The following is a 22,130-nucleotide window of genomic DNA, read 5'->3' on the forward strand; positions in this document are numbered from 1 at the left end:
GCCTTTGACAGCTGTATCGATTACAAGACTTATTTGTGCGGTGTTTTTCCTTGTCGCGATAGGATTTTGCGTCCATCTGTTCCTTGTCAAGGACGTACGGTTGGGCGTAAAAGTGCTGTGGATTGCTGGCATTATATTTGTTATTGGTCTGCGGCCAGAGGGACTTCCTTTTCTCTCAAGAAACATTTCTGTTCTTTCATTTTTTCGCATCGCTTTTTTGGCCCTTTTTATAGTTTTTCTAGCTCTTTCGGTTTTCGTTGTATTTTGGATTCAAATTCCACAAGAACGCCACCCGCGGTTTGACGGAGTTGTCGTGCAATATATGGATGTTGATGGTCACCCCATGCCTCAAGTCGAATATAAAAATAGCAGCGGTGAGAAGATTATTTTTGCAGATAGATACGCTAGCTATCTTTTTCCCAATCGGACTTTTAAGGAGGGTGAGCGTGTATCAGTGCTCGTTATTGATCCTTCGAGCGCGCATATTGATTTTTCATTTTTATCCAGATGGGGAACAGCGATTTTTTTAATGTTTATGACAGCGCTTGCATTGATGTTTTCGGCAATATGCCATCTTAGAATTTTTCTAAACTCTGGCTGAATAACGAATGTAACCCGTGGAACTAGCTTTTTATACGTCATATCGGAATAAAAGCCCCAAGGGGACTTTACGTTGACGCCGAGCGATCGTTAGGCAGATGTGACCCCACCGATCAAACAGAAACTGCGATCTGTTTATGGAGACAGATTGTAGACGGCAGTCGGCCGAATACGAGGGGACCGTGGGGCAGGCCGTATTGCGTCGATGCAAACCCACGCTGCAAAATCGTCTGCCATAGCCGTAGACCTCGCGGTAGGTCTGCGACCAGTCCGGACAATAGCGGACCTCCCCCGAGAGGCCGCGCCATTGCAATGTTTCGGTGCTGCACTCCATCAGGCTTCGCCCTTCGCTTTTCCGATAATCTCTTCCGCGGCCGTGGTCGCTTCACAGAGCTGGGCAACCTCATCTTCAAACTGGTCTGTCGTGCCTTCGATTGCCGCCATCAAATCATCGGCACGGGCTACCATCCGCTCCAGCGTTTACAGCGTGTCGGGAGCGGCTTCGCAAAGAAGGAAAGCCGGATGTCCGCCGTAGCGGAGGAACGCCCCATCGAGGGCGACGTTTTCCGCTGTCGTTTGGCGGGTCGCGTCATCCGTGATCGAGACAATCCGGGCGCACGCCGAATTGCTCCAGTCCGGATCGTCGCAGAGATCGGCCGGGTCCATGGCCTGAGCGGTGGCGATCGCTACGGCCGCGCTGGGTGCGGCGAAGGTTTCGGTGCCGTAATGGGGCACGTCGACGGCAAAGAGCGCGGTGAAGGTTTTCATGCTGGCACCTCGCTTTGAGCATCGCCTTGCAGGGAAAACAGATAATCGCAGGCGCGTTGCGCTTGGCTCGCGGCGGTGAAGATTGCCCGCTTGTCGGCCTTCAGCACGGTCAGCCAGTGGTCAAGATAGGATGCGTGGTCTTCGCGGATCTCCGGAGTGATGCCAAGCTGGGCGCACAGAAACGCGGCCCCCATCTCGGCAATCAGTTCCTCGGCTGCATAGGCCTGATCGCCGAACCGCTTTCCAAGCTGGCGGTCGAGCCGGGCAGGGTGGCTGGTCCAGTGGGTCAGCTCGTGCGCCTGTGTCGCAGCGTCGCTTTCCGCATCCTTGAACGCATCAGCTGACGGCATTTGCACGACGTCCAGCAGGGGTGCGTAATAGGCCCGGTTTCCGCCTCTCCGGATGATCGCGCCGGTCTTGGCAAAGAACGCCTCCGCTCGCTCGATCAGCTGCAGTGGTTCGGGTCGCGCTGCGTCCGGCTGCACCTGATAGCCTTCCGGCAGGTTCTCGATCTGGTCGGCGTTGAACACGGTGTATCCCTTCATGAAAGCGATATCGCGTTCAATCTCTTCGCCGTTGTCGCCTGCCTCGGTCTTGTGGATTTTGTTGGCGTAGACAACCAAAGAGCCACGCTCGCCCTTGCGCACGTTGCCGCCAAGTTCCAGCGCCTGTTTAAACGTCATCCAGCGGTTTGAACGATAGCCGTTTTCCATGGTTTCTCCCCACAGCAGCAGGACATTGATCCCACGGTAAGGCACGCCGTTATGCCGGAGGGGGAGGGTGATGCGGTCTTCGATATTGCCTGCCTTCCACGGCTTTACCCATGGCCTGACGCCTTGTTCGAGGTCGGCAATGATCTTGTCGGTGACGCGGGTGTAGACGTCCGCCTTGGTCTCGGTCTTCATGGTCTTGGCTCCTTCTAGGGCTTGGGGTTAATCGCTTCTGTTGCGCGATTACCCCTGCCCGTCGGGCGCAGACCGGGGAGGCAAGGTGCAAGGGCTGGACGGAGGGAGAGGGATCACCCACCCCGCCAGGGGCGGCCAAAGGCCGTCTTGCAGCTTTTGCGAAAGATGGGGAAACCCTCCGGCCAGGGCACAGCCATTTCCCTTAGCACCTTCCATCTGACTGAGTAGCTGCCTTGCGAAAGGGATCGTCACCGGATGGCCGGGACTACAGGCCCGGGGCGCGAAGCGCGTAGAGCCAGGTCCGGCCGCGGGCCGGGTTCGCCCGAAATCACATTTTTCTGGAATGGCTCGGTCAACACATGCTATGGATGGCTGAGAAAGGCAGGCCACCATGCTGTTTATGTTGAAAAGCGGAAAGATTTTGAGCACCGAGCGGATCGAAAAAATCGAAGCGATCGATCATTCGCGCGGCCCCGACGCACTGACGCCGGAGTTCAACTCCCAGGTCTTTTTCGCGCAGCGCAATGAGTTGTGCGGCCAGGAGCTTCCCGACACCGTGGAAGAGATCATGGAAGCCTACGATGATCAGGTGTGGAAGCTCCAGGGATCAGGTGGGCCTGGCTAGCTCGCCGGCGTCGCCGACAGTCATGACGCGGGCTTTCCCGGGCAGCCGTTAGATATTATTCGCGTACAATCCCGTTGTTCAGCAGCTTGCGAAAACAGAACGTTCGGGCGGCGCTTTAAGCGAAGCCTGGCAACCGGGCAGTCGGGTTGCTGTCGCCATCTCTCACTGCACAAAGCTGTCTTCCGAGACGGCAAATTGAGAAATTGACAGCAAAGTCTGGATGCCACCTCCCGGCTCTTCATGAGACCGGTGGCAAGTTGACGAGGAACAGCCCATGGCTCAACCAAAATCAATGGCTCCGGATATTCTGGGTCAAGCTATGGCCGCGATCATCGGTGCCTTTACAGTGCTGTCGAGCGCTGGCTTGTCTCCGGTAGTGGCATTTTTGCTGCCGGCCGTTGTAGCGGTAATTTTGTTGCGACGCTGATCTGGAATGTAGTGTGGAAGACCTCTGACAAGTGAATGTTGCTTGTCAGGGTGTCGACCTGTCTGGTGCTCCGGCAAGGCTAACAACTGTTCGAGCCGATCCTAAGTGAGCATGGCATTGAGGCATCGATGCTAAACGGCAACGTCAGGTTTGCTGGAAGTAGCTATTGGGTTCAAGAACAAAAAAACTCTTTTTTCCCCGCGACCTACGGGCTCCTTATGGACCTCTTAAAAAAATTACTCTCGGTTCCGCTGCAAACGTTGATGTTTTTTGTCGGCGCGGTCTTTTTTGTTTTCGGAATCGGCACGCCTGACAAAATTCCGGTGATCGGCGGCTTCCGGGCCGATCGACCCATCCCGGCGATGATCTGCGGGGCGGTGCTGATGGCGGTCGCTGTCGGCTGGTATTTCTATCGGAGCGAGATGACGAGAAGAGAGGCCTTCCGTCGTCATGACGCACACGCATTAAAGGGCCCTTTGCTTCCGAAAGCCGCAGACTTCGACATCCGCATTGTCAGTCATGTTGATAATGAACATATTGACGGCGTGAAGCAGAAGTTTCGGGGCACCATGAAACGCGCCCTCCCGGACGGATATGCGCTTTGGCTTGTAAGGCGATTAAATAGCGCCCCTGATGGCTATTATCCCGAGGGCCGGGCGGAGCCAAAATTGTTGAGTGGAAGTACCACTGAACACAGCTGGGAAGTTGGGGACGTGTTCGTAGGCGGCAAGCCAGGCGGCAAGGACCCGCGTACGATTGAGATGTGGCTGGTCGGACCAGACGGACACATCATGCTCGATTCTACGAAGAAAGCGAATGCTAAATACGCCGACCTGATGACGCACACGAAGATGGAGTGGACCCGGGAATGGTTGATCCAGCCTTTGGAGCGTATGACAAGCGATATGGTCTATGCCACTCGCCTTACGCTTACGCGGCGCTGAAGGAACGCGACGCAACCGCAATCATCAGTGCCTTCCGTTCTCCAGGCACTGATCGATAACGTCATGCAGTTTATCCAGAGCCGGCTTTAATTTTCCACGCTCGACCATGTCGTGGACGGCATTGAAGACGTCGCGTTGCTCGATAGGATCAGGGCAGATCAGCCGCTCGGCCCGCCGGGCGAGCATAGCCACGTACATGCACAGCTCGTCGGGATAGTGGTTTGGTTCGTGGCGGTTGATCTGGTTGATCAGCACCGTCCAACGATCAGCGAGATCCTTTAAGTTTTCAGGGCAGATCGTCTGCATAGCGTCCCCCGTCTGTTAAGCGGGCATGGGCGCATGCAAACAGGGTGCCACGCCATGCAGACCGCGCCGAATTGAAAGGCTGCCGGCGTTTAGCCTAGGCCTGGTTGCGCCGCTCTTCTTCCAGCGCCTGCTGATAGGCCTCTTCGCTCTCGTAGCCAAGCTCGAAAAATGTGAAATCGTCCGGCATATCGCTTGGGTCTTCGCCAAGCGCGACAAGCACGTCATTCACGAATTCCTCGCAGACCTGATGCCATTCAGGGGTATCGACGGGGAAGTCGTCAGGGTTCTTCTTGCCCCGGGCCTTGCGGATCGCCGCTACCGCAAGGCAAAGGGACTGAGCTTCCATGTCCACCGCGCTGCCGAGGATGATTTCGAGGGGTTTTTGGTTTTTCATGGACTGGTTTTCGGCGTACGCGCACGAAAACTTTAACCTGTGTGTCTAAATCGGCAACAAAAGCGCGGAGCTGACCCATGGCAGGGCTATTCCCGTCGCCAAGTTCCGCTGGCAGTGTCCGTGGGATCTGTCATTTCATATTTTTCGTTATACGATTTACGTAACGGTTAAATGCTGCGTCATCGTCTCCAAAGGACCGCACGATGCTGGCATCGGCCCACCAGAGGAGTCGCTCAATCACCGCGCGTTTCGTGAGACCGTGATGGAGCGCCAGCCGGTCAAGTGAAAAATACTCCCGCACGCCAAGCGTCACTACCAGCCGCTTCTCGTCCGGATCGGTCGCGGCCGGCACCGGCTCGACCAGCACCGCTGACGCAGCAGGCAGGACGGCGTCGCCCCTAGCGCGGCGGCGGAGCGGGGCGACCGCGTGACGCGCCTGCGCCAGTGCGTCACGCAGCCGCTCGCATTCGAGCACCAGCTCATCATGTTTTTTTTCCGTTACGGTAACGGATTCTCCGGACGCCCTGTGCCGCAATCGAAATGCTGCCTGGCGCTGCGCATTGGTCATGGCGTCGAGCTTGCGTGGCCGGCCCCGGCCTCGCTTTTCCGTTACGAGGTGATTCTGTAACGACATATCCTTGCCACGTGCCATGCTCGGCCCCCGCCTGTCTGGAGACCCCATTTTACGTTACATAACGATAAATTAACAACCGCGCGGCGGCGTTTTTAGGAATGCGACGATTTACTGGATACGCGTAGTTGAGCCAATCCACCATAATCCCGGGGGGCTAATCGCGCCCCCCGAAGTTCCTGCGAAGGTACAAGGCCAAGGTGGGCGAATGTTTGGAAGCATGGCGAAGCATCACGCGGCCTTGGCCAAGAAGGGAAACCTAGCTAGCCGGCTTTGGCAGGCCGATCGGTCCGGGCGGCCAGAGTCACAGCGAACGCCGCCGCAGCGGGATAAACCAAGGCGGGCTTGGCGGCAGTCGGTGCGAACCGGTCGGCCAGTGCTGCCGTCAGGAATCCTTGATTTGATTTGTCAAACGTTGCTTTCAAACAAGAGATGCGTTCGAGCGTCGAAAATGGCTCTGGCCACCGGTGACAGGAGACGTGTCTCCAGTTTAATTCTTATCCGCTTGACGTATTTACTCAGGATGTACTCCTTAAAAATTAGGCCAGCCCACAGCAAAAAAATGGAAACCAGTGGGTTAGCAGTTCCGTATTCAACAACAAGATGCACGGCCGTTGTGCACGCTTTTGAGTATAAATAGCCACATACAAGCACGACAAACAAAAGCGTAAACAGATGTTTGCCAGCAAAATGGACTCCGCGTGCGCTCATGATGCGTAATAGTAAAGACCCGTTCATGTGTTGCCGATGATCGTAGAGTGCGTTTTCACTCTCCTTGCCGAGCCGAATAATTTCACGAGAAAGGATAGTAAAATCCTCGTGGGATTTTTCAAATTCGTCAATTACATTTAAAATATCTTGATCAAGATTCTTAATCTTGCGCAATTCTTTTATTTGATTCAATTCGGCTTGCGGGTCTGACGCAAACTCAGGCAAGGTCCGACCGCTTTCTGGACGCGGCTCTTTCATGCCTAGCTCAAGCGAACGTCGCACCTTTTTGTATTCCGCCAATGTTCGCTTGGCTGCGGCGTCGTGCATGTCTGAATGAAGTGAGGTTATTAGCGCTAAATGTTCAGAAAGAATCTTGTCCGCTTCCTTCGCAAAAGCGGGGGATTGTCGTCGCGCTGCCTCTTTGTACACTACCTCTCGCCATGACCGAAAGGCTTCAATAAGCTTGTTCTGTACCTCCATCACTGCGTCTCCCCGGGTAACTTGTCTCGTGTTGTCAGCGCCCGCCATCTTAGCGGCTCGTGGCACATTTATTTGTCGAGGCAGATGCCTTTCTCGATACGTCGCAGGAGAAACGACTTGGGCGTGATATGTGGACCCCTTGGGGGCTACTCGCAGCCCCCCAAATTATTGGCAAGGCCGAGCCCTGGTAGCTGTAGATTTCAGATCCTAATCCTCTCGACCTCATCGAGCGTCACCTGATCGTCACGCCGGTCGTAAAGGCCGGTTGTCCGTGAGCTTTCATGGTTCGCCATTTTCTGCGCTGTTTCGAGCTGACCGCCGTTCCTTAAATACTCTGTGATACCCGTCGCCCTGAAGGAATGACACCCAGTCTTTTTCGACCGCGGGGTTTCAATGCCGGCGACGGCAACACGGCGGCGGATCATGGCGTAGACATCCTGCTGGGCCATCGGCCGATCGGTGAGCTGGCCGCTCCTCGCAATCGCCGACCGGAATAAAAACCCGTCCGCGATGCCTGTTTGATCGAGATACGCATGCAGATATTCTTCGAGCGAGTGGTGCGCCGGCATGTCGTGCCGTTTGCCGCCTTTCTCATGCAGGCACACCCACAGCCGGCGGTTCTTCTCGTAAGCGTCTTCGACCTGCATCTTGATGACGGCACCGACCCGCGCGAAGGTGTAGGTCATCAGCGCGATCAGCGCTCGATCGCGCTGGCCGATCGGTGTCGAAACGTCGATCGAATCGAGCAGCGTGCGGGTGTCGTCGCTCGACAGCACAGGCGTCGAACCTTCCTTCACCGAATGTTTCGGACCCCGTACGACGGCCGCAGGATTGATAGCGACAACCTGGCCAATCACCAGCCAGTCGAACAGCATCTTGATCCCAGCCAGGTGGACCTTGACGGACGGTGCCGCCATGCGGAGCTGCAGCGTTTCAACGTAGGTCGCGACGTGGACCGGCTCGATATCGCGCAGCTCGCCGATGTTCTGCTGATCCCACCAGGCCGCGAATTCCCGAACGGCCCGCCAATAGGCCCGGCGCGTGTTCGGATTGCGGATGTTGGCGGTGAAGAATTCGAGAAAGCGCTTCGCGGCGGCCGGGTCCGGTGCGAAAACTGCCGGCGGACTGAATTCCGCTCCGCGGACGATGGTGGCGATCTCGTTTGTCATATTTGATTTTGGGCTGGTGGGATCATCTGTGATAAAGGACGTTATCAATGAGAAAGACCGAGGAGGGGAGTTGGCTACTGAAATCGTCACGATCGTCAAGAAACCAGAGTTCCGGCCGCCAGCCGTGTTCGCGCCGGATCAAGCCTCGGCGAAGCGCTTCCTCGAATTCTTCACCGCGAACATCCGCAACCCGAATACGCGGCGAGCCTATTGGCGGGCCGTTGTCGACTTTGCGGCTTGGTGGGAAATGCAGCGCATTGGCGAGCTCCGGGACATCGAGCCGGTCCACGTCGCGGCCTACGTTGAAACGCTGCAGCTCCGCCTGGCCGCCCCCTCGGTCAAGGTGCATCTGGCGGCAATCAAGATGCTGTTCGACTGGCTCGTTGTCGGCCAGGTCGTCGCAGCCAATCCAGCGTCCGTGGTCCGCGGTCCGAAGCATTCAGTCAAACAGGGCTCGACGCCGGTCGTTTCCGCGGAAGACACCCGCACGCTGCTCAATTCGATCGACGTCTCAACGCCGGCCGGTCTGCGCGATCGAGCGTTAGTCGCATTAATGACTTACACGTTTGCGCGTGTCGGCGCGGTCATCAAGATGCAGGTCGAAGACGTCTACGAGAAAAATCGCCGGCTGTGGGTCTGTTTGCATGAGAAAGGCGGCAAGCTCCACGAGATGCCGGCGCACCATTCGCTCGAAGAATATCTGCATGCGTACCTCGACCAAGCGGGCCTTACGAGCGGGTTTCTGTTCCGCTCGGCGCCCGCGCGAACCGGGCTGCTTACCGACCGGCCGCTCACGCAGTCGGACGTCTATGCGATGATCCGCCGCCGCGTCCTCGCCGCGGGCATCCAGACACCGCGAATGAAAAAAATCGGATGCCACTCCTTCCGCGCGACCGGGATCACGGAATATCTGCGCAACGGTGGCAAGCTCGAAGTCGCCCAGCAAATGGCAAATCATGAATCGGCGAGGACAACGGGCCTCTACGACCGACGAAACGACCAGGTGAGCCTCGATGAGGTCGAGCGGATCGTGATTTGAGGGGTCAGAGCAGTATCGAAATTAATTCTGGCTTCGATTGCGCGGTTGCGGATAAGGACAATAGCTAGTTAAATGTGCGCCAACGTTCCGTTCGTACGGACTCGCCGCTCGCTGAAACTGGCATCCGCCCCACAATCTAATTAATAGAGACGTATGGCTCGAACTTGCATCATCTGTGGTCTGGCGGCAGGCTCCGCAGAACATGTATTCCCGGCAGCTCTCGGGGGACGCAGAAAGAACAAAGCGATCTACTGCGACCAGCACAACAACGCCTATTCTGGTCTGGTTTCCCATTTATCGATGCAGCTTGAGGCGTTTAATGCCCTTGTTGGAGTGCGTCCGGACAGGCGTAATGAGCCGAAAAGCGCGACTGGCATCGACCAGGCAACGGGGCTTCCGATTTCGTATTCCATCGGCATCGCAACGTTCAATGAGCCCCGTCTCGTGGCGGAAGTCGATAACAACAATGGTACGAAGACGCGGCACATGCGTTTCCCCAACCGTGCTGCGGTGGAGAAATATGTTGCCGAGCGGCAAGCGGCTGGCGAAACCGTTATTCTCGGGCCGGAGTTGCCGGCGCAACTTCTGCACGGCGACATCCGATTCGATACGAATTTTGGCGGCCCTGACGGGCTTCGCGCCATTGCATATATCTTGCAAACGTATTTCGCCCAGTATTTTGGCGATCTCGCAAGGACGAACGTCGTCGCCGCCTTGAAGCAATACACGCTTGGCGAAGACGGTGACTCGTTCGTGTGGTGGGACTTTGATATTCCCAAAGACTATCCTTCAAACAGATACGAGTTTGGGCATCGAATCGTCGTCGGGGTTGACCCATCAACGGGAAAAATCTTTGGCAGGATGTCGCTCTTCTCGACATTGAACTTCGCTGCCGAGCTTGGTTTCGTCGAGGCCGTCGCCGATCGTCCCTTGAGAGCTTTCGTGGTCGACATTGATCCACTAGCAGAGCATCCTCCGAACGACATATTCGAGCAGCAGCTGCATGCTCAGATGTTGGTCCCGGCAAAGCCACACGACCGGATCGACGGACTGCGTGACACGATCCATTCTGGCGAGGCCGCCGCAAGCTTGGGTCTCTTGATCGGAAGAATGCAGGATCACGTGGCTCGACGAACAGCAATTAATCTCGTTGAGCGGCTAACCAAGTGTGCCGCAGACGGCAGACCGCTGGATGGCCTTTTTGCCGAACTGAGCGGTGAACTCAGTCAGCGCGCTTTTAATCTTCTTCTACACGTTGTTGACGCCTTTGCTTCTCAACCTGGAGCAGCACCGTTCGCAGACGCCATCCGCAAATTAGTCGAGACTGATCCGAAGTCGGTCAATGGGCTATCGCCTCAAGCATCAGCTGCATTGTCGATTGCTCAAACAGCATTGATCACCAAGCTTAAGGAAGAGTTTCAACGCGGGAGTCTTACGGCTGAGAGAGCGCATGAGCTTATCGCTTCGGGTCCGGGCGCTCACGTCGTAGGCGAAGCGGTGCTGATGCCTCTCGTCCAGCGCCTCTAAAGTCACACACGATGAAATCTCTGCTTTAGCAATACGCAGGGCGCCGGTCTTCTTTTCATTTTGGCGAATTTCACCTATGTTCTGGCGATCATGAGCCAGGTCTCGGTGCACCCCTGTCTGCGCGTCGACGACGTAGTACCAATGTCCGCAGCGAGCCGGCCTCTAACGCCCCCCTTTGCAATGCGGCAAGGGTTTGTGATGGTTTTCCGGTTTTGGCTTCGGATCGCTCATGTTTTCGCAACATCCATTACAGCAGCAGTTGGCTTCGGCTAGGCTCTTTGCGAGAGCGGCATTCGCTTGCGTCAATGCTAAAACTTCACTAGCCGCATTTTGAGCGATGGATCTAGAGAGATCCGTGTTTTGCTGGACCAACGAAGTAATCTGGGTTTTAGATAATTCAAGCAGAGCTCCCCGTTCCTTGGTTAACTCCTCACGTTCGCTCTTTTGAACGTCACGCTCGTGATACCACGCATTCATCCATACAAAGCAGACAAGGAGTGCGAGTAGTAAAGGTAAAATCAGTGTGCCCTGAACGACATTCCAGACGTATTTCAGATGCGCAAGCCGTATCGGATCGGGACTCTCCGTGCTCGGGGTTTCCCCATTATGCTCAAATGCCGATTTTACTTCGCAAAAATCTATTGGATCCACTTCGATCATGTCTTCAACGACGTTAAATGTGGTTCCGAAGGCGGAACGCACATAGGCGGAAGTTACTAAAACAAACACATCAAAGTTCTTCTCAAACAGTTCGGCAATATTTTTAATACCGACAACATCGACGGAGAACAAAAGACTGCCATAGTCTATTCGACGGATTTTGAACGCAAACAACAAGTCGCGGGAATTACTGTCACCTCGTGACACTCGATCTCGGATTTTTTCAAATAGACTCTCTGGAAATTCATCCTTGAGTTTTCTTTCTCCCCAACGCACTAATGAACTTGCGTCACCTTCCACCTTGGGCCCGTGGCTTCCAGACGCTCTGACGACGTCCAGCCAAAATTGTTGCGCCGGGTTCTCTGCTCTTACTGAATTATAGGCGTCGTCCCTATACCTACCTGGATGATTGTCTATACGAAGACTAACCTGGAAGCGGACATCGTCGTCCGATGACGGGGAAGCATTGACATTTTTGGAAATCATGATCCTCGCCCCTCCGAGGTTCTTCTGTTGGCGAAAAGTATAGGCAAAGCCAACGAAAAATTGGGGCCTTAGAAGGCGAATTGGGTGCTTGCCGCTCCGCTACGCCATCGGCGACGAAAAGGCCGATTTTGCACGGTGCATCCGACACGGGATCGCGCTATCAAGGCGGCCATGACGTCTTTGATCTCCTTACCGCCGCCGCTTCCCAAGCCTTCGCTGGGCGGATACATGACCGTCGAACACGACGGGACAGCCGCTTTCAACCGCGGCATTTTCGAGAATTACGAAACGGCTCTGTCGATTGCCTATGCGGTCGAAGAGAGCGGTGAGTTCGCAAAAGTTAAACCCTCGACCGCCAGAAAGGTTGAGGTTTTTCCTATCTCGACCGCTCTTTACATTGCGTTGATATCTTCGGACCACCCGATGAAGCGGCGTTTCGATTTAGAGGAGGCGGTCCGTAATACGATCTGGGTGCTGGACGGTTTTAGGGCTTGGGGTACACCGCAAGAAGCGCGGTTTTTTCCTGCCGGGCTGCAAGCGCGAGAGGCCGAAAAACCGGAGAAAACGACTGTCCAGGGAAAGGCCGCCAAGCTTGGCGTTACCGTTTCGGCCGTCTTTTATCACAAAAAGCCGGTCGGCACTCCGCTGACGGACCAGGAGATGCTTGTCCTCGACCACGATTGGGCGGCTTATCAGGCGAAGTCCTCGGCTCGATCGAAGCGTTGCGAAACGAAAGAAGCCTATCTTCTGTGGCGCCAACAATGCGCTGCCCGGGACCGCGCGAAAGCGGGGAGTTTGTCGGGTTCTGAACAATTGCATAGTTATCGGCTAGCTCCAAGCGAAGATGGGGGAGACCACAAAATGCCGCAACGAGCGTTAGTTGCCACTGATGTCCCCACGGAGCGTCTCGAAGCAGGCGGGATCAAGAACAAAGGCAAAGAACGGGTCGGGTACTCGTGAGCAGGCTGTTGTCTGCCAGCTTGACGAGTTCAGGATCGGGCTTCTTTCTTTTATTGCGTTTCGCTACGGTCATCTATGCTCCTAGTGATGGCAGTCACCCGCCAAACGACCGTTTTACACCGAACTTTTTACACCCTCAGAACTGGACAAATCTGATTTCGGCACTACCATTTTTTTGTGGCCGCCGCCGTATTAAATGAGCCGTTCAGTAGTGGTTGTTGTCCGCACCAGAACGATGCGTAATCTGCTTTGCCACTACTCAAATCACCAGCGAAAGACAAGAGCCGACGAACATGGAAACGCGACACATTGTGACGGTCTTGATTGCGCTGATTCTGGGTAATTTGAGCCACAGCGCTCTCGCTCAGGGTCCTGCCGAATATACTTGCGGGCCCAATTCGTCCTGCTTATGCCTTCCAGACGGCTCTGTATCCTGTAGTTGTCCGGTTGGCGGGATGTGCTGCGGGCAAAACTGGAACTCAAGCACCTTCTATCCCAACTGCACTCCAAATTTTCTTCCCAACTGCGATCCCACCAATCCCAGTTGCATTACCTACTATACGTGCACTTGTACAGGCCCGATTGCGACTGGAATGCTCGCGTACTATCTGCTCGCCGTCACCTACATCCCTCCGGGCAACATGAGCACGACCTTGTACCTGCACGGCACCACTATCGGCTCTCAAATTCAACTTCAAACGACTTCAGGAGATGGCCTCTCATTTCAATTCATGGCGCCGGCTGTTCAGTTCAGTGGAAGCTTTATATATAGTGATATCACTGGCGAGGCGTTCCAAATGACCTCAAATGGTTCCTGGGGGCCGCAAGTCACTGCTAACACAGATCTGCCCGACCACCTGAACGACCTATTCTGGCTCTGGACGAACCCCCAAATGACCGTACAGAACCAGAACAACAACCAGACGGTTACGTCGTTGCAGCCTCCGCCCGGACAGCCGGTAAATGTGGTTGCTATTAGCCTCGGAGAGCTCTTGGGATATGTGACTACGCCCGCTTACAAGGCCGCACAACTCGGTAACCTAACCTCGGCCGATAGGTCTGCGATTGTCAAGACCGATCCATTCTTTAATACGGGCCCGGGGCCGGTTACACTGCCGGCCCCCGTACTAGATCCCACGCGCTTCGTTTACTTGAACGAGACCTGGCAAGTGAACGGGCCGGACCATCAGCATGATCCTACGTATGGAGCCGGCTTCGACACCAGCACACAGCAGATTCACGGGATCATCAGCGGTTATCAGAATCAAGTTACCGTTAGCATTATGGGAGGTGGAACTGTCTCCTTCATCACTTCGGCCTCGGCGTTTATTGGAACTCAGTATCAGTTCACTTATCAGAAAACCACCCAGAGCAATACTGGTACGATCACAGATGCTCAGGGGCTGCTCGAATCAAATACTGTCTGTTGGCATCAGGACGTTGATGTGTACTGGGACGGGGCGTTTGGAACATATCTTTTTCAGCCGAAGGACAACGGAAGCAGCGATTGCAATGTCAACGCGGATGTGGTCGGAATGGTTAGAAACTTGCGGGGACGCCCAGTTGCAAACGCCCACGTCACTGGCTTGGTGTTGCCGGGTGGCACAACCTGGCATACGTCGACCGACATACACGGCGTCTTCAAGTTCTATCACCTACTCCCTCGTGCTAAGTTGTTCCACGTGTCAGTTCCGAAAGGGAGCGATGTAATCCTAATGCGTAGTGTTCTACCCGTCACATTAGTTCATTAAACTCCATTTGAATTTATCTTGCAAAAGCAGCGATTAGCGGCGCTCTCCCTACTTTGAGAGTACGTCAACTACACGCCCTCGCTCTGGGCAACTGATCTATCACTGATCCCAGTACATCGACGAATTCAGCGCGACGTATCCGCGTCAAATTCAGGATCAGCGTCGATCGAGGCTTCGGTTGTGCGCTTTTTGGATTTCGTCTTTCGCTTCTTGGATTCGTATTTGGCGTTATGCGCCCTGACTTCGCGCCGGCTGTATGGGCGGGGCTCCGTGTAGGTGCTGCCAAGGGAACCCCCTTCCTGCCTCTGACCAGTCAGCGTCGCCTTTGCTATCGTCGGCGCGACCACGTGACCGTTACTGCACTTACAGGCCTCGGCGAGGTCGAGGCGGTGACTTACGGTGTCCCCACATTGGCGGCACATCGCCCGATAGGTATCGGGCATTGTGATGCCCTCCATGCTGCGCTTGATCGAGATGACGAGTTTCCGGCCGTCCATCAATTTAAGCGGCGCGGTCGCGGCATAGGCCTCGGCGTCTCGAGTGAACCCGCGCGTCGTCACGAAAAACCCCTCGGCCGCGTTGGCCTCTATGACAGCCGAATGCAGGCGCATCACATCCCTGACTGGGATCGATGCTGAGTTGTTCGTTGGCGCGATGGCGACCAGATATTTTTTTCCATCCTTCGTCGTGACTAAATTTCCGGCATCCGGGGCCGTTTGCACTTCATAACCGCTGCGTTCGAGCATGCTGACGATCAAGCCTCGCAATTCCGGTCCGTGCAGTAGCCGCAGAGATTCCACGGTCGGCACGATCGCGCGGCTCAGGCGGCCGAGTTCCTCCTGGCGCAATTGATCGGCAGCGCGGGCAAAGTCTGGTGAAGCTGGGCTCATCATGGGGCGATGCTAGAGGCTGGCCCCCTGCCCTTCAAGCCGTTTTATGCGCCGGCCGGACCTTGGCTATTCGAGATGCCCGTTCCATGGGCTTGGCAGCGCGGCTTGCGGCTTCGCGAACGGCCTGCCCCGGCCTGCACCTTGTCTCTTGAATTGTCACGGTGCGACCATTGGCGATGTAGCCTTTTCCGAGCTGGGCGCCGCCAGCAATTCAGCGCTTTCGCGGCGCGACGAGAGGATTCACCTTGCGGCCCTTCTTCGCGTCGGCAATGGCGGTTTTCTTTTCGGCATCGATATCGAGCAGAGGGGTTTTCTCTTGCCGTATCTGCCTCATGTCTTTTTTGACCTCAATCCGCAGCATCAAACGAGCTCGAGCCGCACCTGACGCCCCACCAGTGCCGCCGCCCGCTGCAAGCTGGAAAGGGTGACGTCGCTAGCTGGATCGAGCAGACGATCAACTTGTGTCCGGCTGGTGTGCAGCAGTTTCGCCATGCCCGCCTTGGAAAGGCTGCGCTCCTTCATCGCCTCGCTCAACTGCCAGGCCACCACTTCCTTGATGGCTTGCGTCTGCAATTCCTCGAAGATGCCCTCTTCTTTGAGGAACTCGTTGAGACTGCTGCCAATATGGGGGTTATGTTTTTTGCTCATGATCCTGTGACCTCCTTCATTCGTTTTTTCGCCAAATCCAGGTCTTCCTGCGGCGTCTTCTGTGTTTTCTTGATGAACCCATGCAAAGCCACTAGCTGACCCGCGTGGACACAGAACAGCACGCGGGAAATACGCTTGCCGGGCAAGCTACTGCGCACCTCCCAAAGGCCGCCTCCCATCGGGCGGCACAAGGGCATCCCTACCGGCCAACGCCATTGAGCGCGCATCAGGTCGCGGCCAACTTCCTTGCGCTCGTCCTCTGCCAAGCTCTTAATCCATTCAAGCACCGGCTCCGTCCTCGCGCTGGTACGGTAGAAAACCAGCGGCATTTTCGTGCCATCTTCTTTTTGTTGAGCCATGGTGCTCCTTTAAAAGTACATGTACCATAAAAGGTTCATCATTGCAAGCTTTTTGTTGGGTCGCGTCTGAGACCTCCTCGCCGAGAACGGCTGTTCGGCTTTCGGCTTCCTTCATGGCATTTATAAGAAACATCCTAAGGCTGCGTTGGATCATCACAATGATCGGCCGCCCCTGCCTCGGGTCGGATTATTGGCCCGTTCCTGCAGCGCCTCGTTGGTGGCGATGCGGGCCCCCTTCTCGTCGATGACAGCACCAGAAATAACCTGCCGCATCGGTTCATAGTCGCCGTCATGGAATCCAATGATCGAAGCCTCGTTCCAAGGCGTCGGATCGATCTTGCGCAAGTCGATGTGGTGCTCGGCCGTTTGGCTCAGAACTTTGAGGAAAGCGCGCTGTGTACGGCCATTCCCTTCGCGGAAGGGATGGATGGCGTTCAGTTCGGAAATATGCTCGGCAGCGCGACCGGCGAACTGCTCGGCCGTCAGGCCGCATAAATTGGGGTCCGAGGAGCAACGGAACAGGGAAGTCAGTTAAGCCCGGCGAACTCGCCTGACGTGGAGTTTCGCGGAGCCGATGATCTGAGGGCAGTTTACGGTAGAGTCGAGATGTGGCGCGGTGGCAGTAGGTTCGGTTTGTCTGTTGCCGCCCCTTTCGTCTGGCGGTGCCCGAGTAACCTCGCCCTAACTCCGTTTCCACACCCCGCTCATCGAACCGGACATGCAGATCTCCCGCATCCGGCTCTCGGACAGGACATCACGCCTTCACACACAGCAGGTTCACACCCATGGACCAGTCAGACGCACGAGACCGAAGTGCCCGTAGAGGTGCTGGGATGGATAAGTCCCGCCCCTGCGACGTCGAACCTTGTACTTGTTGCGTAACCACCGACGCAACCGCGTAGCGGTGTAGCTGTCGAGCGCCCGATACGCGCGTCTGTCCGTGCCTACCTTGAAGTAGTTCGCCCAGCCGCGCAGCGTGCGGTTCAACCTGCCCACCAACTCCGTGGTCTCTTGCCACACCGTCTTGAGTGCGGTCATCGCATGAATCTTTTCGACCATGCGCCGGATACTCTTCTTCGACGGACGCATGCCCATACGGGCCTGGCCAGTCGTCGCGGAGTACAGCCGCCCAAACGTATAACCCAGGAAGTCGAATTCGCCTTCCGGCACCTTGCAGATTCGTGTCTTCTCCTCGTTGACCGTCAGCTTCAGTTTGTCCATGATCTCGCGCATTCGTGACAAGGCTTCCTCAGCCTTCCCTTTCTTGCACAGGATCACCAGATCGTCCGCGTAAGTCACGATTCGACTGCCAAGACTGCGCTGAAGTCCGAGCTTCTTCCATGCCAGCACAAACCGGCGCATGTAAATATTCGCCAGCAGTGGTGAGATGGGTGAGCCTTGCGGAATGCCACGTCTGCTGTCTCTGGCCTCCGTCGTACGTTTCTTCCGGCCTCGGTTATCGGTTTCTTCAACGGGGCATTCCAGCCACATCCGGATCAGATGCAGCACGCGCCGATCAACGATGCGTCGCGCAAGCGACAGCATCAGTTCGGCGTGTGGAATACTTCCGAAGGAAACCACGACAGACTACCCCTCTCCATGACGTTCCTGAATCGGTCGTCATCGCGCGAGCAGGCCATCCCTTCCAAGGAATGCGACTCCAAGTTATCAGCCGACGGCAATACGCCGGCCGGCCGCACCTCTTGCTGATCCTTCCCGACGAGTCGCGCGGCCTTATCCCCGTCGATTGGACCGATTTCCCCGCTTCAACCACCAACGGCATTCCCACCGCCGCCGCATCGGGAGCCGACGCAATCGGCTCACTTGCCGATCTACTCCACGCTCGCCTGATCATTGACGCTTTACTGCGCCACACGGAACAGGAGAGTCACGATGCAACTGAACTTACCCCTAGCGGATCTGCCATCCGACGCGGGCAGTCTGTGGGAACAACTCGACCCGACGACGCGCGATGCGGTGATCGACGCGCTCGCTCAAGCAATCGCAAAGCTCGTGACGCAAAGCCATCCGAACCAACGGGAGAACGATGATGAGTGACGCCTCCAACAAGATCAGCGCCAGTCATTTGCAGCGCACCGCGTTCGTCTACATCCGTCAGTCCAGCGCCAGCCAAGTTGAGAACAATCGTGAATCGACGCAACGCCAGTACGCGCTCGCTCAACGGGCCACAACCCTTGGCTGAGGTATGACCGGGATTCGTAAAAAATCCGCCACATCTCAATCTAAGACACTGATATAAAAGAGGAACTGATGGCCGGTTTCACAGCGCTCAGTGCTTCGTTACGTGCGCTGGTACCTCTTCCGTTACCGATTCAATCCCATGCGCGTCGATTGTGTTGAACGCTTCGGCCAGCGCAGCCCCATCGGTCGGGAACAGATCATCCCAAACCGTGGACGTCCCGAACGAGTCGACGATTTCCAGCACCCAGCCATCGCGGCCATTATTATCGGACCGATAGATGTGCACATCGACAGAGGTGTCGCCGCGGGTTATGGCTGTAGACAGCGGGGACAATGCAAGTGGGTGAAACGCTTCTTCCGTTGCACGGCCGAGCGAATCGACAAGGAACAGGTCGTCGAACTCGTTCTCGTCTTGCGCGTCTGGATCTCTCCGCTCGGTCAGCTTCCTTGTCCTGTCTTTCGGCCTTGAAACCGCCGGGATCATGTTTGGCCGCTCGCCTTGTTCCATCAATTTTCGGCGCTCCTCGCACCAGTATTGATGGATATTGAGCGCTGAAGCCGTGAGCAAGTTTGCGAACGATCGACGTTGCTCGACCGTGTAATCTCGCTGCACCAGATCTTCGTATCCGGAGGCGGTCCCGAACAAAAGAATGACATTGAACCAACTGGGGTGCCGTTCAATCAGCGGCTCCCAAGCTTCCCGATCCAGGTCGATGCCCTTGCAATAGCCCTCGCACCATTCGTCGAAGACAAGAATCTCTTCACCCTTCCACTCGGTGGAGTGCAAAGGAGGCGAGAACAGATCTGGACAGTGATTCAGGGTGTTGTTGACGTCGTTCCAGTATTGAATGATCAGCCCGGTGACCTTGCGTGCCCGACCTGCTGACAGAAATCTGGGCTGACGTGTTGCGTGCCTTGCATCCCAGATCCACGGAAGAATTGTGCTTGGCATGATCACGTTCGGTCCAGAGATGACGGCGGTCAGGAAGCCGTGCAACATGACGGCGTCCATCGCATCGTCGCAAACGGCATTGCTCGAAAGAAAGCGTTCAAGGAAATCAAACTCTTCGTTAGTTAGCGGCTCGTCGAATTCGGGATCGAGATTCATGGTATTCCCCACGGTGGTACACGGTAGACGCGATACTGATCGCCTGTGCTGTCGTTGTCGCTGACGTGCAACTCGATGCAGCGCTCGCACGCAATCATTTCGGCGAGCGTCGGGATGACGACATTTTACCCGATGGGGCGGTGTGTGAATCGAGCTGACGGTCGGCACACCGACGAATTTACATGCATCCCTATCGCTAACCTTTATTATCGATAGAGATACATTTTTCGATAAAACTCCCGTTTCGGGAAACGTGAGACACCTTGACGTGCCGCTCCCCGGCCATCACGTTGCCTATAATCTCCGGATGCCGAACGTTCCGTTGCCCCCGTCCTTTCCTGACACTGCGTCCCTATCCGCGCTGCGCGCGTGGTACGCAGGCGTCGGCGCGCGCGAGGCGGTCGAACGTTATTGCCCGCAGGCGCTCGAAGGCGGCCAGTCTGCGCGCGGCGTGATCGGCCGAATTCGCCGGCAGCTTGCCGGTTTCGCCCTCAGCCGGCATCGTTCAGATCTGGCCCGGCTGTTCCAGTGCGCGGTGGGCGAACGGTCCCGTCACCGCAAGGCCGCGACCCGGGCGCTGGATATCCTGCCAACGCTTGCGATCCCGCAACCGCAGGTGAGCGATGCGGTCGATGTCTGGCTGCCAGCCCGTGTTGTCCCCATGCTGCATCAGCATGGCATCCGGACGCTGGCTGATCTGACCGTGCGCATCCCTCGTCGGCAGCGCTGGTGGCGCACGATTGCCGGACTCGGCGTGCGCAGCGCACGTCATATTGAGGCCTTCTTTGCCTCCCACCCGGTACTTACCGAACGCGCCCGCGCGCTGATCGTGGTGGCGACGCCGGAACCCGTGGTGCCGTGGGAAAACATCCACGTGCCACATGACGTCGACGGCTCGCGTGGCGCCTTCCGCGCACCGAAGCCGATGTGTGCGCTCGAGGCCGATAACGACTATCAGGCGATCAACGCCTGGCTCGACCGGCACGAAGCCGCCGAAACTCAGCGTGCCTATCGCCGGGAAGCCGAGCGCCTGCTGCTCTGGGCGATTGCCGAGCGCGGCAAAGCGCTGTCTTCGCTCACGAGCGAGGATGCGACCGCTTATCGTGCCTTCCTGCGCCATCCCACACCCGGCGCCCGGTGGGTCGCGCCGGCGCGCCCGCGATCGTCGTCCGAATGGCGGCCGTTCACGGGCGCGTTGTCGCCAGATTCCATCGCCTATGCGCTGTCAGTTCTGAGTGCAATGTTTCGCTGGTTGATCGAGCAGCGCTACGTGCTCGCGAATCCGTTTGCCGGCCTCAGGGTGCGCGGCGCGCAGCGCAATGGTGGGTTGGACATCTCGCGCGCCTTTACGGCCGGAGAGTGGGAGTTGATCCGCACGATTGCCGATGGCCTGGAATGGTCGCATGGCTGGGCGATTCCCGCCGCACAGCGTCTGCGCTTTCTGCTCGATTTCGGTTACGCGACCGGCCTGCGCGCAGGCGAACTGGTCAGCGTTACACTCGGCGGCATCATGACCGGCACGCGTGGCGAGCGGTGGCTTCACCTCACCGGTAAGGGGGCGAAGGCTGGCAAGGTGGTGCTGCCGCCGCTCGCACGATTTGCGTTGGACCAGTACCTGATGCAGCGCGGTCTGCCCGTGAGCCCCGCACGCTGGGCACCGGATACGCCGCTGCTCGGCCATCTCGATGAACCCGGCGGCATCACCACGCCGCGTCTGAGGGAGGTGCTGCGCCGGTTCTTCCGGAGCGCCGCCGACGCAATTCGGGCCGACCACCCGGCACTCGCCGACAAGCTGCAGCGCGCGACGCCACACTGGCTGCGCCACACGCACGCAACAAATGCTCTCGCACAGGGCGCCACGCTAACGACTGTGCGCGACAATCTGCGTCACGCGTCGATCACAACGACCTCGATCTACCTGGACGACGACGAAGTTCAGCGTACCCGGCAGATCGAGCAGATCTTTGCGCGGCGGCAGCCAACGTGACGACTGTCCACGAGACCATCTATCCGGTGCTGCCTGCGGAGCCGGGCGCGGCGGAGCTGAAAGCGGCGTTCACGCCGAGCGCCGCGGAAATCCGCTTCGTGCGCCGGCAATCCCGGCAGGAAGCCTCCGCCGTATTGATCATGGTGCAGCTGAAGCTGCTGCAGCGTCTCGGTTATTTCCCGATGCTCGTGGAGGTACCGCCCGCCATTATCGATCACATCCGGACGTCGATGCGGTCCCGCGTCCTGTCCCGGACGGCGATCGCACGGTATGACGTGTCGGGCACCCGCATTCGTCACCAGAAACTGCTGCGCGGCTGGCTTGACATCCGGGCGTTCGATGCGAGTGAGGCGGCGTCGCTTGCTGAACTGGCGTCGGCGGAAGCCCGGACAAAGATCGAACTGCCCGATATCATCAACGTGCTGATCGAGGAACTGGTCCGGCGCCGGTACGAGCTGCCGCCACTGGCAATGCTGCAGCGCATCGCCACGCAGGCGCGCAACGATCACAACGAGGCGATCTATGGGGCCATCACCGGCGCACTCGACTCAGC

At 56.9% G+C, this 22,130-nt stretch carries 28 protein-coding genes and 1 pseudogene; 12 read left to right on the forward strand and 17 right to left on the reverse strand.

The genetic code is table 11. The features are described 5' to 3' along the window. Positions 1–4: 4 nt before the first annotated feature. The gene (locus BSU04_RS10350; RefSeq protein WP_089160532.1) at positions 5–601 is read left to right on the forward strand and encodes a hypothetical protein; all 597 of its coding nucleotides are present in this window, start codon (positions 5–7) and stop codon (positions 599–601) included. Between the two features lie 332 nt (positions 602–933). Here the strand turns inward: BSU04_RS10350 and BSU04_RS47460 are convergent, their stop codons facing one another. Genes BSU04_RS47460 through BSU04_RS10360 form a run of 3 tightly spaced genes read right to left on the reverse strand, consistent with a single transcriptional unit; the run spans position 934 to position 2,273 of the window. After that, positions 934–1,068 (reverse strand): hypothetical protein, encoded by a 135-nt coding sequence (locus BSU04_RS47460; protein ID WP_256982415.1) that lies wholly within the window; start codon positions 1,066–1,068, stop codon positions 934–936. A gap of 12 nt (positions 1,069–1,080) precedes the next feature. Further along, positions 1,081–1,368, reverse strand: coding sequence for a hypothetical protein (locus tag BSU04_RS10355; RefSeq protein ID WP_089160533.1), 288 nt, complete (start codon positions 1,366–1,368; stop codon positions 1,081–1,083). Next, positions 1,365–2,273, reverse strand: a complete 909-nt coding sequence (locus BSU04_RS10360) for an ArdC family protein (RefSeq protein ID WP_089160534.1) — start codon at positions 2,271–2,273, stop codon at positions 1,365–1,367. The genes BSU04_RS10355 and BSU04_RS10360 overlap by 4 nt, the downstream gene beginning before the upstream one ends. 391 nt (positions 2,274–2,664) lie before the next feature. Between BSU04_RS10360 and BSU04_RS10365 the strand changes: the two genes are divergently transcribed. The 3 genes from BSU04_RS10365 to BSU04_RS10370 all read left to right on the forward strand — a co-directional run bounded on the left by BSU04_RS10365 (position 2,665) and on the right by BSU04_RS10370 (position 4,269). Then, a complete protein-coding gene (locus BSU04_RS10365) occupies positions 2,665–2,898 on the forward strand; it encodes a hypothetical protein (protein WP_089160535.1) in 234 nt (77 codons plus the stop codon). A gap of 274 nt (positions 2,899–3,172) precedes the next feature. Then, entirely contained in the window at positions 3,173–3,325 is a 153-nt protein-coding gene (locus BSU04_RS46360) for a hypothetical protein (RefSeq protein WP_179258272.1), read from the forward strand. A gap of 128 nt (positions 3,326–3,453) precedes the next feature. Then, positions 3,454–4,269, forward strand: coding sequence for a hypothetical protein (locus BSU04_RS10370; protein ID WP_089160536.1), 816 nt, complete (start codon positions 3,454–3,456; stop codon positions 4,267–4,269). Between the two features lie 24 nt (positions 4,270–4,293). Here BSU04_RS10370 and BSU04_RS10375 read toward each other — a convergent pair whose 3' ends face one another. The 5 genes from BSU04_RS10375 to BSU04_RS10395 all read right to left on the reverse strand — a co-directional run bounded on the left by BSU04_RS10375 (position 4,294) and on the right by BSU04_RS10395 (position 8,050). Continuing rightward, positions 4,294–4,575, reverse strand: a complete 282-nt coding sequence (locus BSU04_RS10375; RefSeq protein ID WP_089160537.1) for a hypothetical protein — start codon at positions 4,573–4,575, stop codon at positions 4,294–4,296. A 94-nt stretch (positions 4,576–4,669) separates the two neighbouring features. Then, positions 4,670–4,969, reverse strand: a complete 300-nt coding sequence (locus tag BSU04_RS46365; protein WP_179258273.1) for a hypothetical protein — start codon at positions 4,967–4,969, stop codon at positions 4,670–4,672. 130 nt (positions 4,970–5,099) lie between these two features. After that, a complete protein-coding gene (locus BSU04_RS10385) occupies positions 5,100–5,537 on the reverse strand; it encodes a hypothetical protein (RefSeq protein WP_256982418.1) in 438 nt (145 codons plus the stop codon). 471 nt (positions 5,538–6,008) lie between these two features. Next, positions 6,009–6,839 (reverse strand): hypothetical protein, encoded by an 831-nt coding sequence (locus BSU04_RS10390; protein WP_089160539.1) that lies wholly within the window; start codon positions 6,837–6,839, stop codon positions 6,009–6,011. 152 nt (positions 6,840–6,991) lie between these two features. Beyond that, positions 6,992–8,050, reverse strand: coding sequence for a site-specific integrase (locus tag BSU04_RS10395; protein WP_256982433.1), 1,059 nt, complete (start codon positions 8,048–8,050; stop codon positions 6,992–6,994). A gap of 34 nt (positions 8,051–8,084) precedes the next feature. Between BSU04_RS10395 and BSU04_RS10400 the strand changes: the two genes are divergently transcribed. Together BSU04_RS10400 and BSU04_RS10405 are read left to right on the forward strand one after the other, a co-directional pair. Next, on the forward strand, positions 8,085–8,999 hold the full coding sequence (locus BSU04_RS10400) for a site-specific integrase (RefSeq protein ID WP_256982435.1): 915 nt from the start codon (positions 8,085–8,087) through the stop codon (positions 8,997–8,999). 153 nt (positions 9,000–9,152) lie between these two features. After that, complete coding sequence (locus BSU04_RS10405; protein ID WP_144021186.1) at positions 9,153–10,526, forward strand: HNH endonuclease; 1,374 nt, start codon at positions 9,153–9,155, stop codon at positions 10,524–10,526. Positions 10,527–10,688: 162 nt separating this feature from the next. Here BSU04_RS10405 and BSU04_RS10410 read toward each other — a convergent pair whose 3' ends face one another. Then, the gene (locus tag BSU04_RS10410) at positions 10,689–11,672 is read right to left on the reverse strand and encodes a hypothetical protein (RefSeq protein ID WP_144021187.1); all 984 of its coding nucleotides are present in this window, start codon (positions 11,670–11,672) and stop codon (positions 10,689–10,691) included. 171 nt (positions 11,673–11,843) lie between these two features. On the opposite strand from BSU04_RS10410, the gene BSU04_RS10415 reads away from it, so the two are divergent. Continuing rightward, positions 11,844–12,632, forward strand: coding sequence for a hypothetical protein (locus tag BSU04_RS10415; protein WP_089160543.1), 789 nt, complete (start codon positions 11,844–11,846; stop codon positions 12,630–12,632). A 593-nt stretch (positions 12,633–13,225) separates the two neighbouring features. Further along, positions 13,226–14,383, forward strand: coding sequence for a carboxypeptidase-like regulatory domain-containing protein (locus tag BSU04_RS10420; protein ID WP_089160544.1), 1,158 nt, complete (start codon positions 13,226–13,228; stop codon positions 14,381–14,383). A 125-nt stretch (positions 14,384–14,508) separates the two neighbouring features. On the opposite strand, the gene BSU04_RS10425 is transcribed toward BSU04_RS10420, so the two are convergent. The 7 genes and pseudogenes from BSU04_RS10425 to BSU04_RS10445 all read right to left on the reverse strand — a co-directional run bounded on the left by BSU04_RS10425 (position 14,509) and on the right by BSU04_RS10445 (position 17,861). Beyond that, positions 14,509–15,276 carry a restriction endonuclease gene (locus tag BSU04_RS10425; RefSeq protein WP_089160545.1) on the reverse strand — a complete coding sequence of 256 codons (768 nt, stop codon included), beginning with the start codon at positions 15,274–15,276 and terminating at the stop codon, positions 14,509–14,511. A gap of 208 nt (positions 15,277–15,484) precedes the next feature. Beyond that, positions 15,485–15,634, reverse strand: a complete 150-nt coding sequence (locus BSU04_RS46370) for a hypothetical protein (protein WP_179258275.1) — start codon at positions 15,632–15,634, stop codon at positions 15,485–15,487. Beyond that, on the reverse strand, positions 15,634–15,921 hold the full coding sequence (locus tag BSU04_RS10430) for an XRE family transcriptional regulator (RefSeq protein WP_089160546.1): 288 nt from the start codon (positions 15,919–15,921) through the stop codon (positions 15,634–15,636). The genes BSU04_RS46370 and BSU04_RS10430 overlap by 1 nt, the downstream gene beginning before the upstream one ends. Further along, positions 15,918–16,280: a type II toxin-antitoxin system RelE/ParE family toxin gene (locus BSU04_RS10435; RefSeq protein WP_089160547.1), complete on the reverse strand. Its 363-nt coding sequence runs from the start codon at positions 16,278–16,280 to the stop codon at positions 15,918–15,920. The genes BSU04_RS10430 and BSU04_RS10435 overlap by 4 nt, the downstream gene beginning before the upstream one ends. A gap of 153 nt (positions 16,281–16,433) precedes the next feature. Further along, positions 16,434–16,625, reverse strand: coding sequence for a hypothetical protein (locus BSU04_RS47465; RefSeq protein WP_256982423.1), 192 nt, complete (start codon positions 16,623–16,625; stop codon positions 16,434–16,436). An 84-nt stretch (positions 16,626–16,709) separates the two neighbouring features. After that, a pseudogene (locus BSU04_RS48760) lies at positions 16,710–16,811 on the reverse strand (hypothetical protein); the annotation flags it as partial. A gap of 246 nt (positions 16,812–17,057) precedes the next feature. Then, on the reverse strand, positions 17,058–17,861 hold the full coding sequence (locus BSU04_RS10445; RefSeq protein WP_256982431.1) for a reverse transcriptase domain-containing protein: 804 nt from the start codon (positions 17,859–17,861) through the stop codon (positions 17,058–17,060). Positions 17,862–18,173: 312 nt separating this feature from the next. Here BSU04_RS10445 and BSU04_RS46375 point away from each other — a divergent pair, with 312 nt between their 5' ends. Together BSU04_RS46375 and BSU04_RS10450 are read left to right on the forward strand one after the other, a co-directional pair. Continuing rightward, the gene (locus BSU04_RS46375) at positions 18,174–18,338 is read left to right on the forward strand and encodes a hypothetical protein (protein ID WP_179258276.1); all 165 of its coding nucleotides are present in this window, start codon (positions 18,174–18,176) and stop codon (positions 18,336–18,338) included. After that, positions 18,331–18,483: a hypothetical protein gene (locus BSU04_RS10450; RefSeq protein ID WP_218827255.1), complete on the forward strand. Its 153-nt coding sequence runs from the start codon at positions 18,331–18,333 to the stop codon at positions 18,481–18,483. Before BSU04_RS46375 ends, BSU04_RS10450 begins: the two co-directional genes overlap by 8 nt. An 87-nt stretch (positions 18,484–18,570) precedes the next feature. Here the strand turns inward: BSU04_RS10450 and BSU04_RS10455 are convergent, their stop codons facing one another. Beyond that, on the reverse strand, positions 18,571–19,590 hold the full coding sequence (locus BSU04_RS10455; protein ID WP_089160548.1) for a UPF0149 family protein: 1,020 nt from the start codon (positions 19,588–19,590) through the stop codon (positions 18,571–18,573). 307 nt (positions 19,591–19,897) lie between these two features. Between BSU04_RS10455 and BSU04_RS10460 the strand changes: the two genes are divergently transcribed. Further along, positions 19,898–21,577: a phage integrase family protein gene (locus tag BSU04_RS10460; protein WP_089160549.1), complete on the forward strand. Its 1,680-nt coding sequence runs from the start codon at positions 19,898–19,900 to the stop codon at positions 21,575–21,577. Continuing rightward, positions 21,574–22,130, forward strand: a 557-nt coding sequence (locus BSU04_RS10465) for a DUF4158 domain-containing protein (protein WP_144021188.1), incomplete at its 3' end; no start/stop codon positions are given. The genes BSU04_RS10460 and BSU04_RS10465, both read left to right, overlap by 4 nt.

The organism is Caballeronia sordidicola (assembly GCF_002220365.1).
Taxonomy (GTDB): domain Bacteria; phylum Pseudomonadota; class Gammaproteobacteria; order Burkholderiales; family Burkholderiaceae; genus Caballeronia; species Caballeronia sordidicola_C.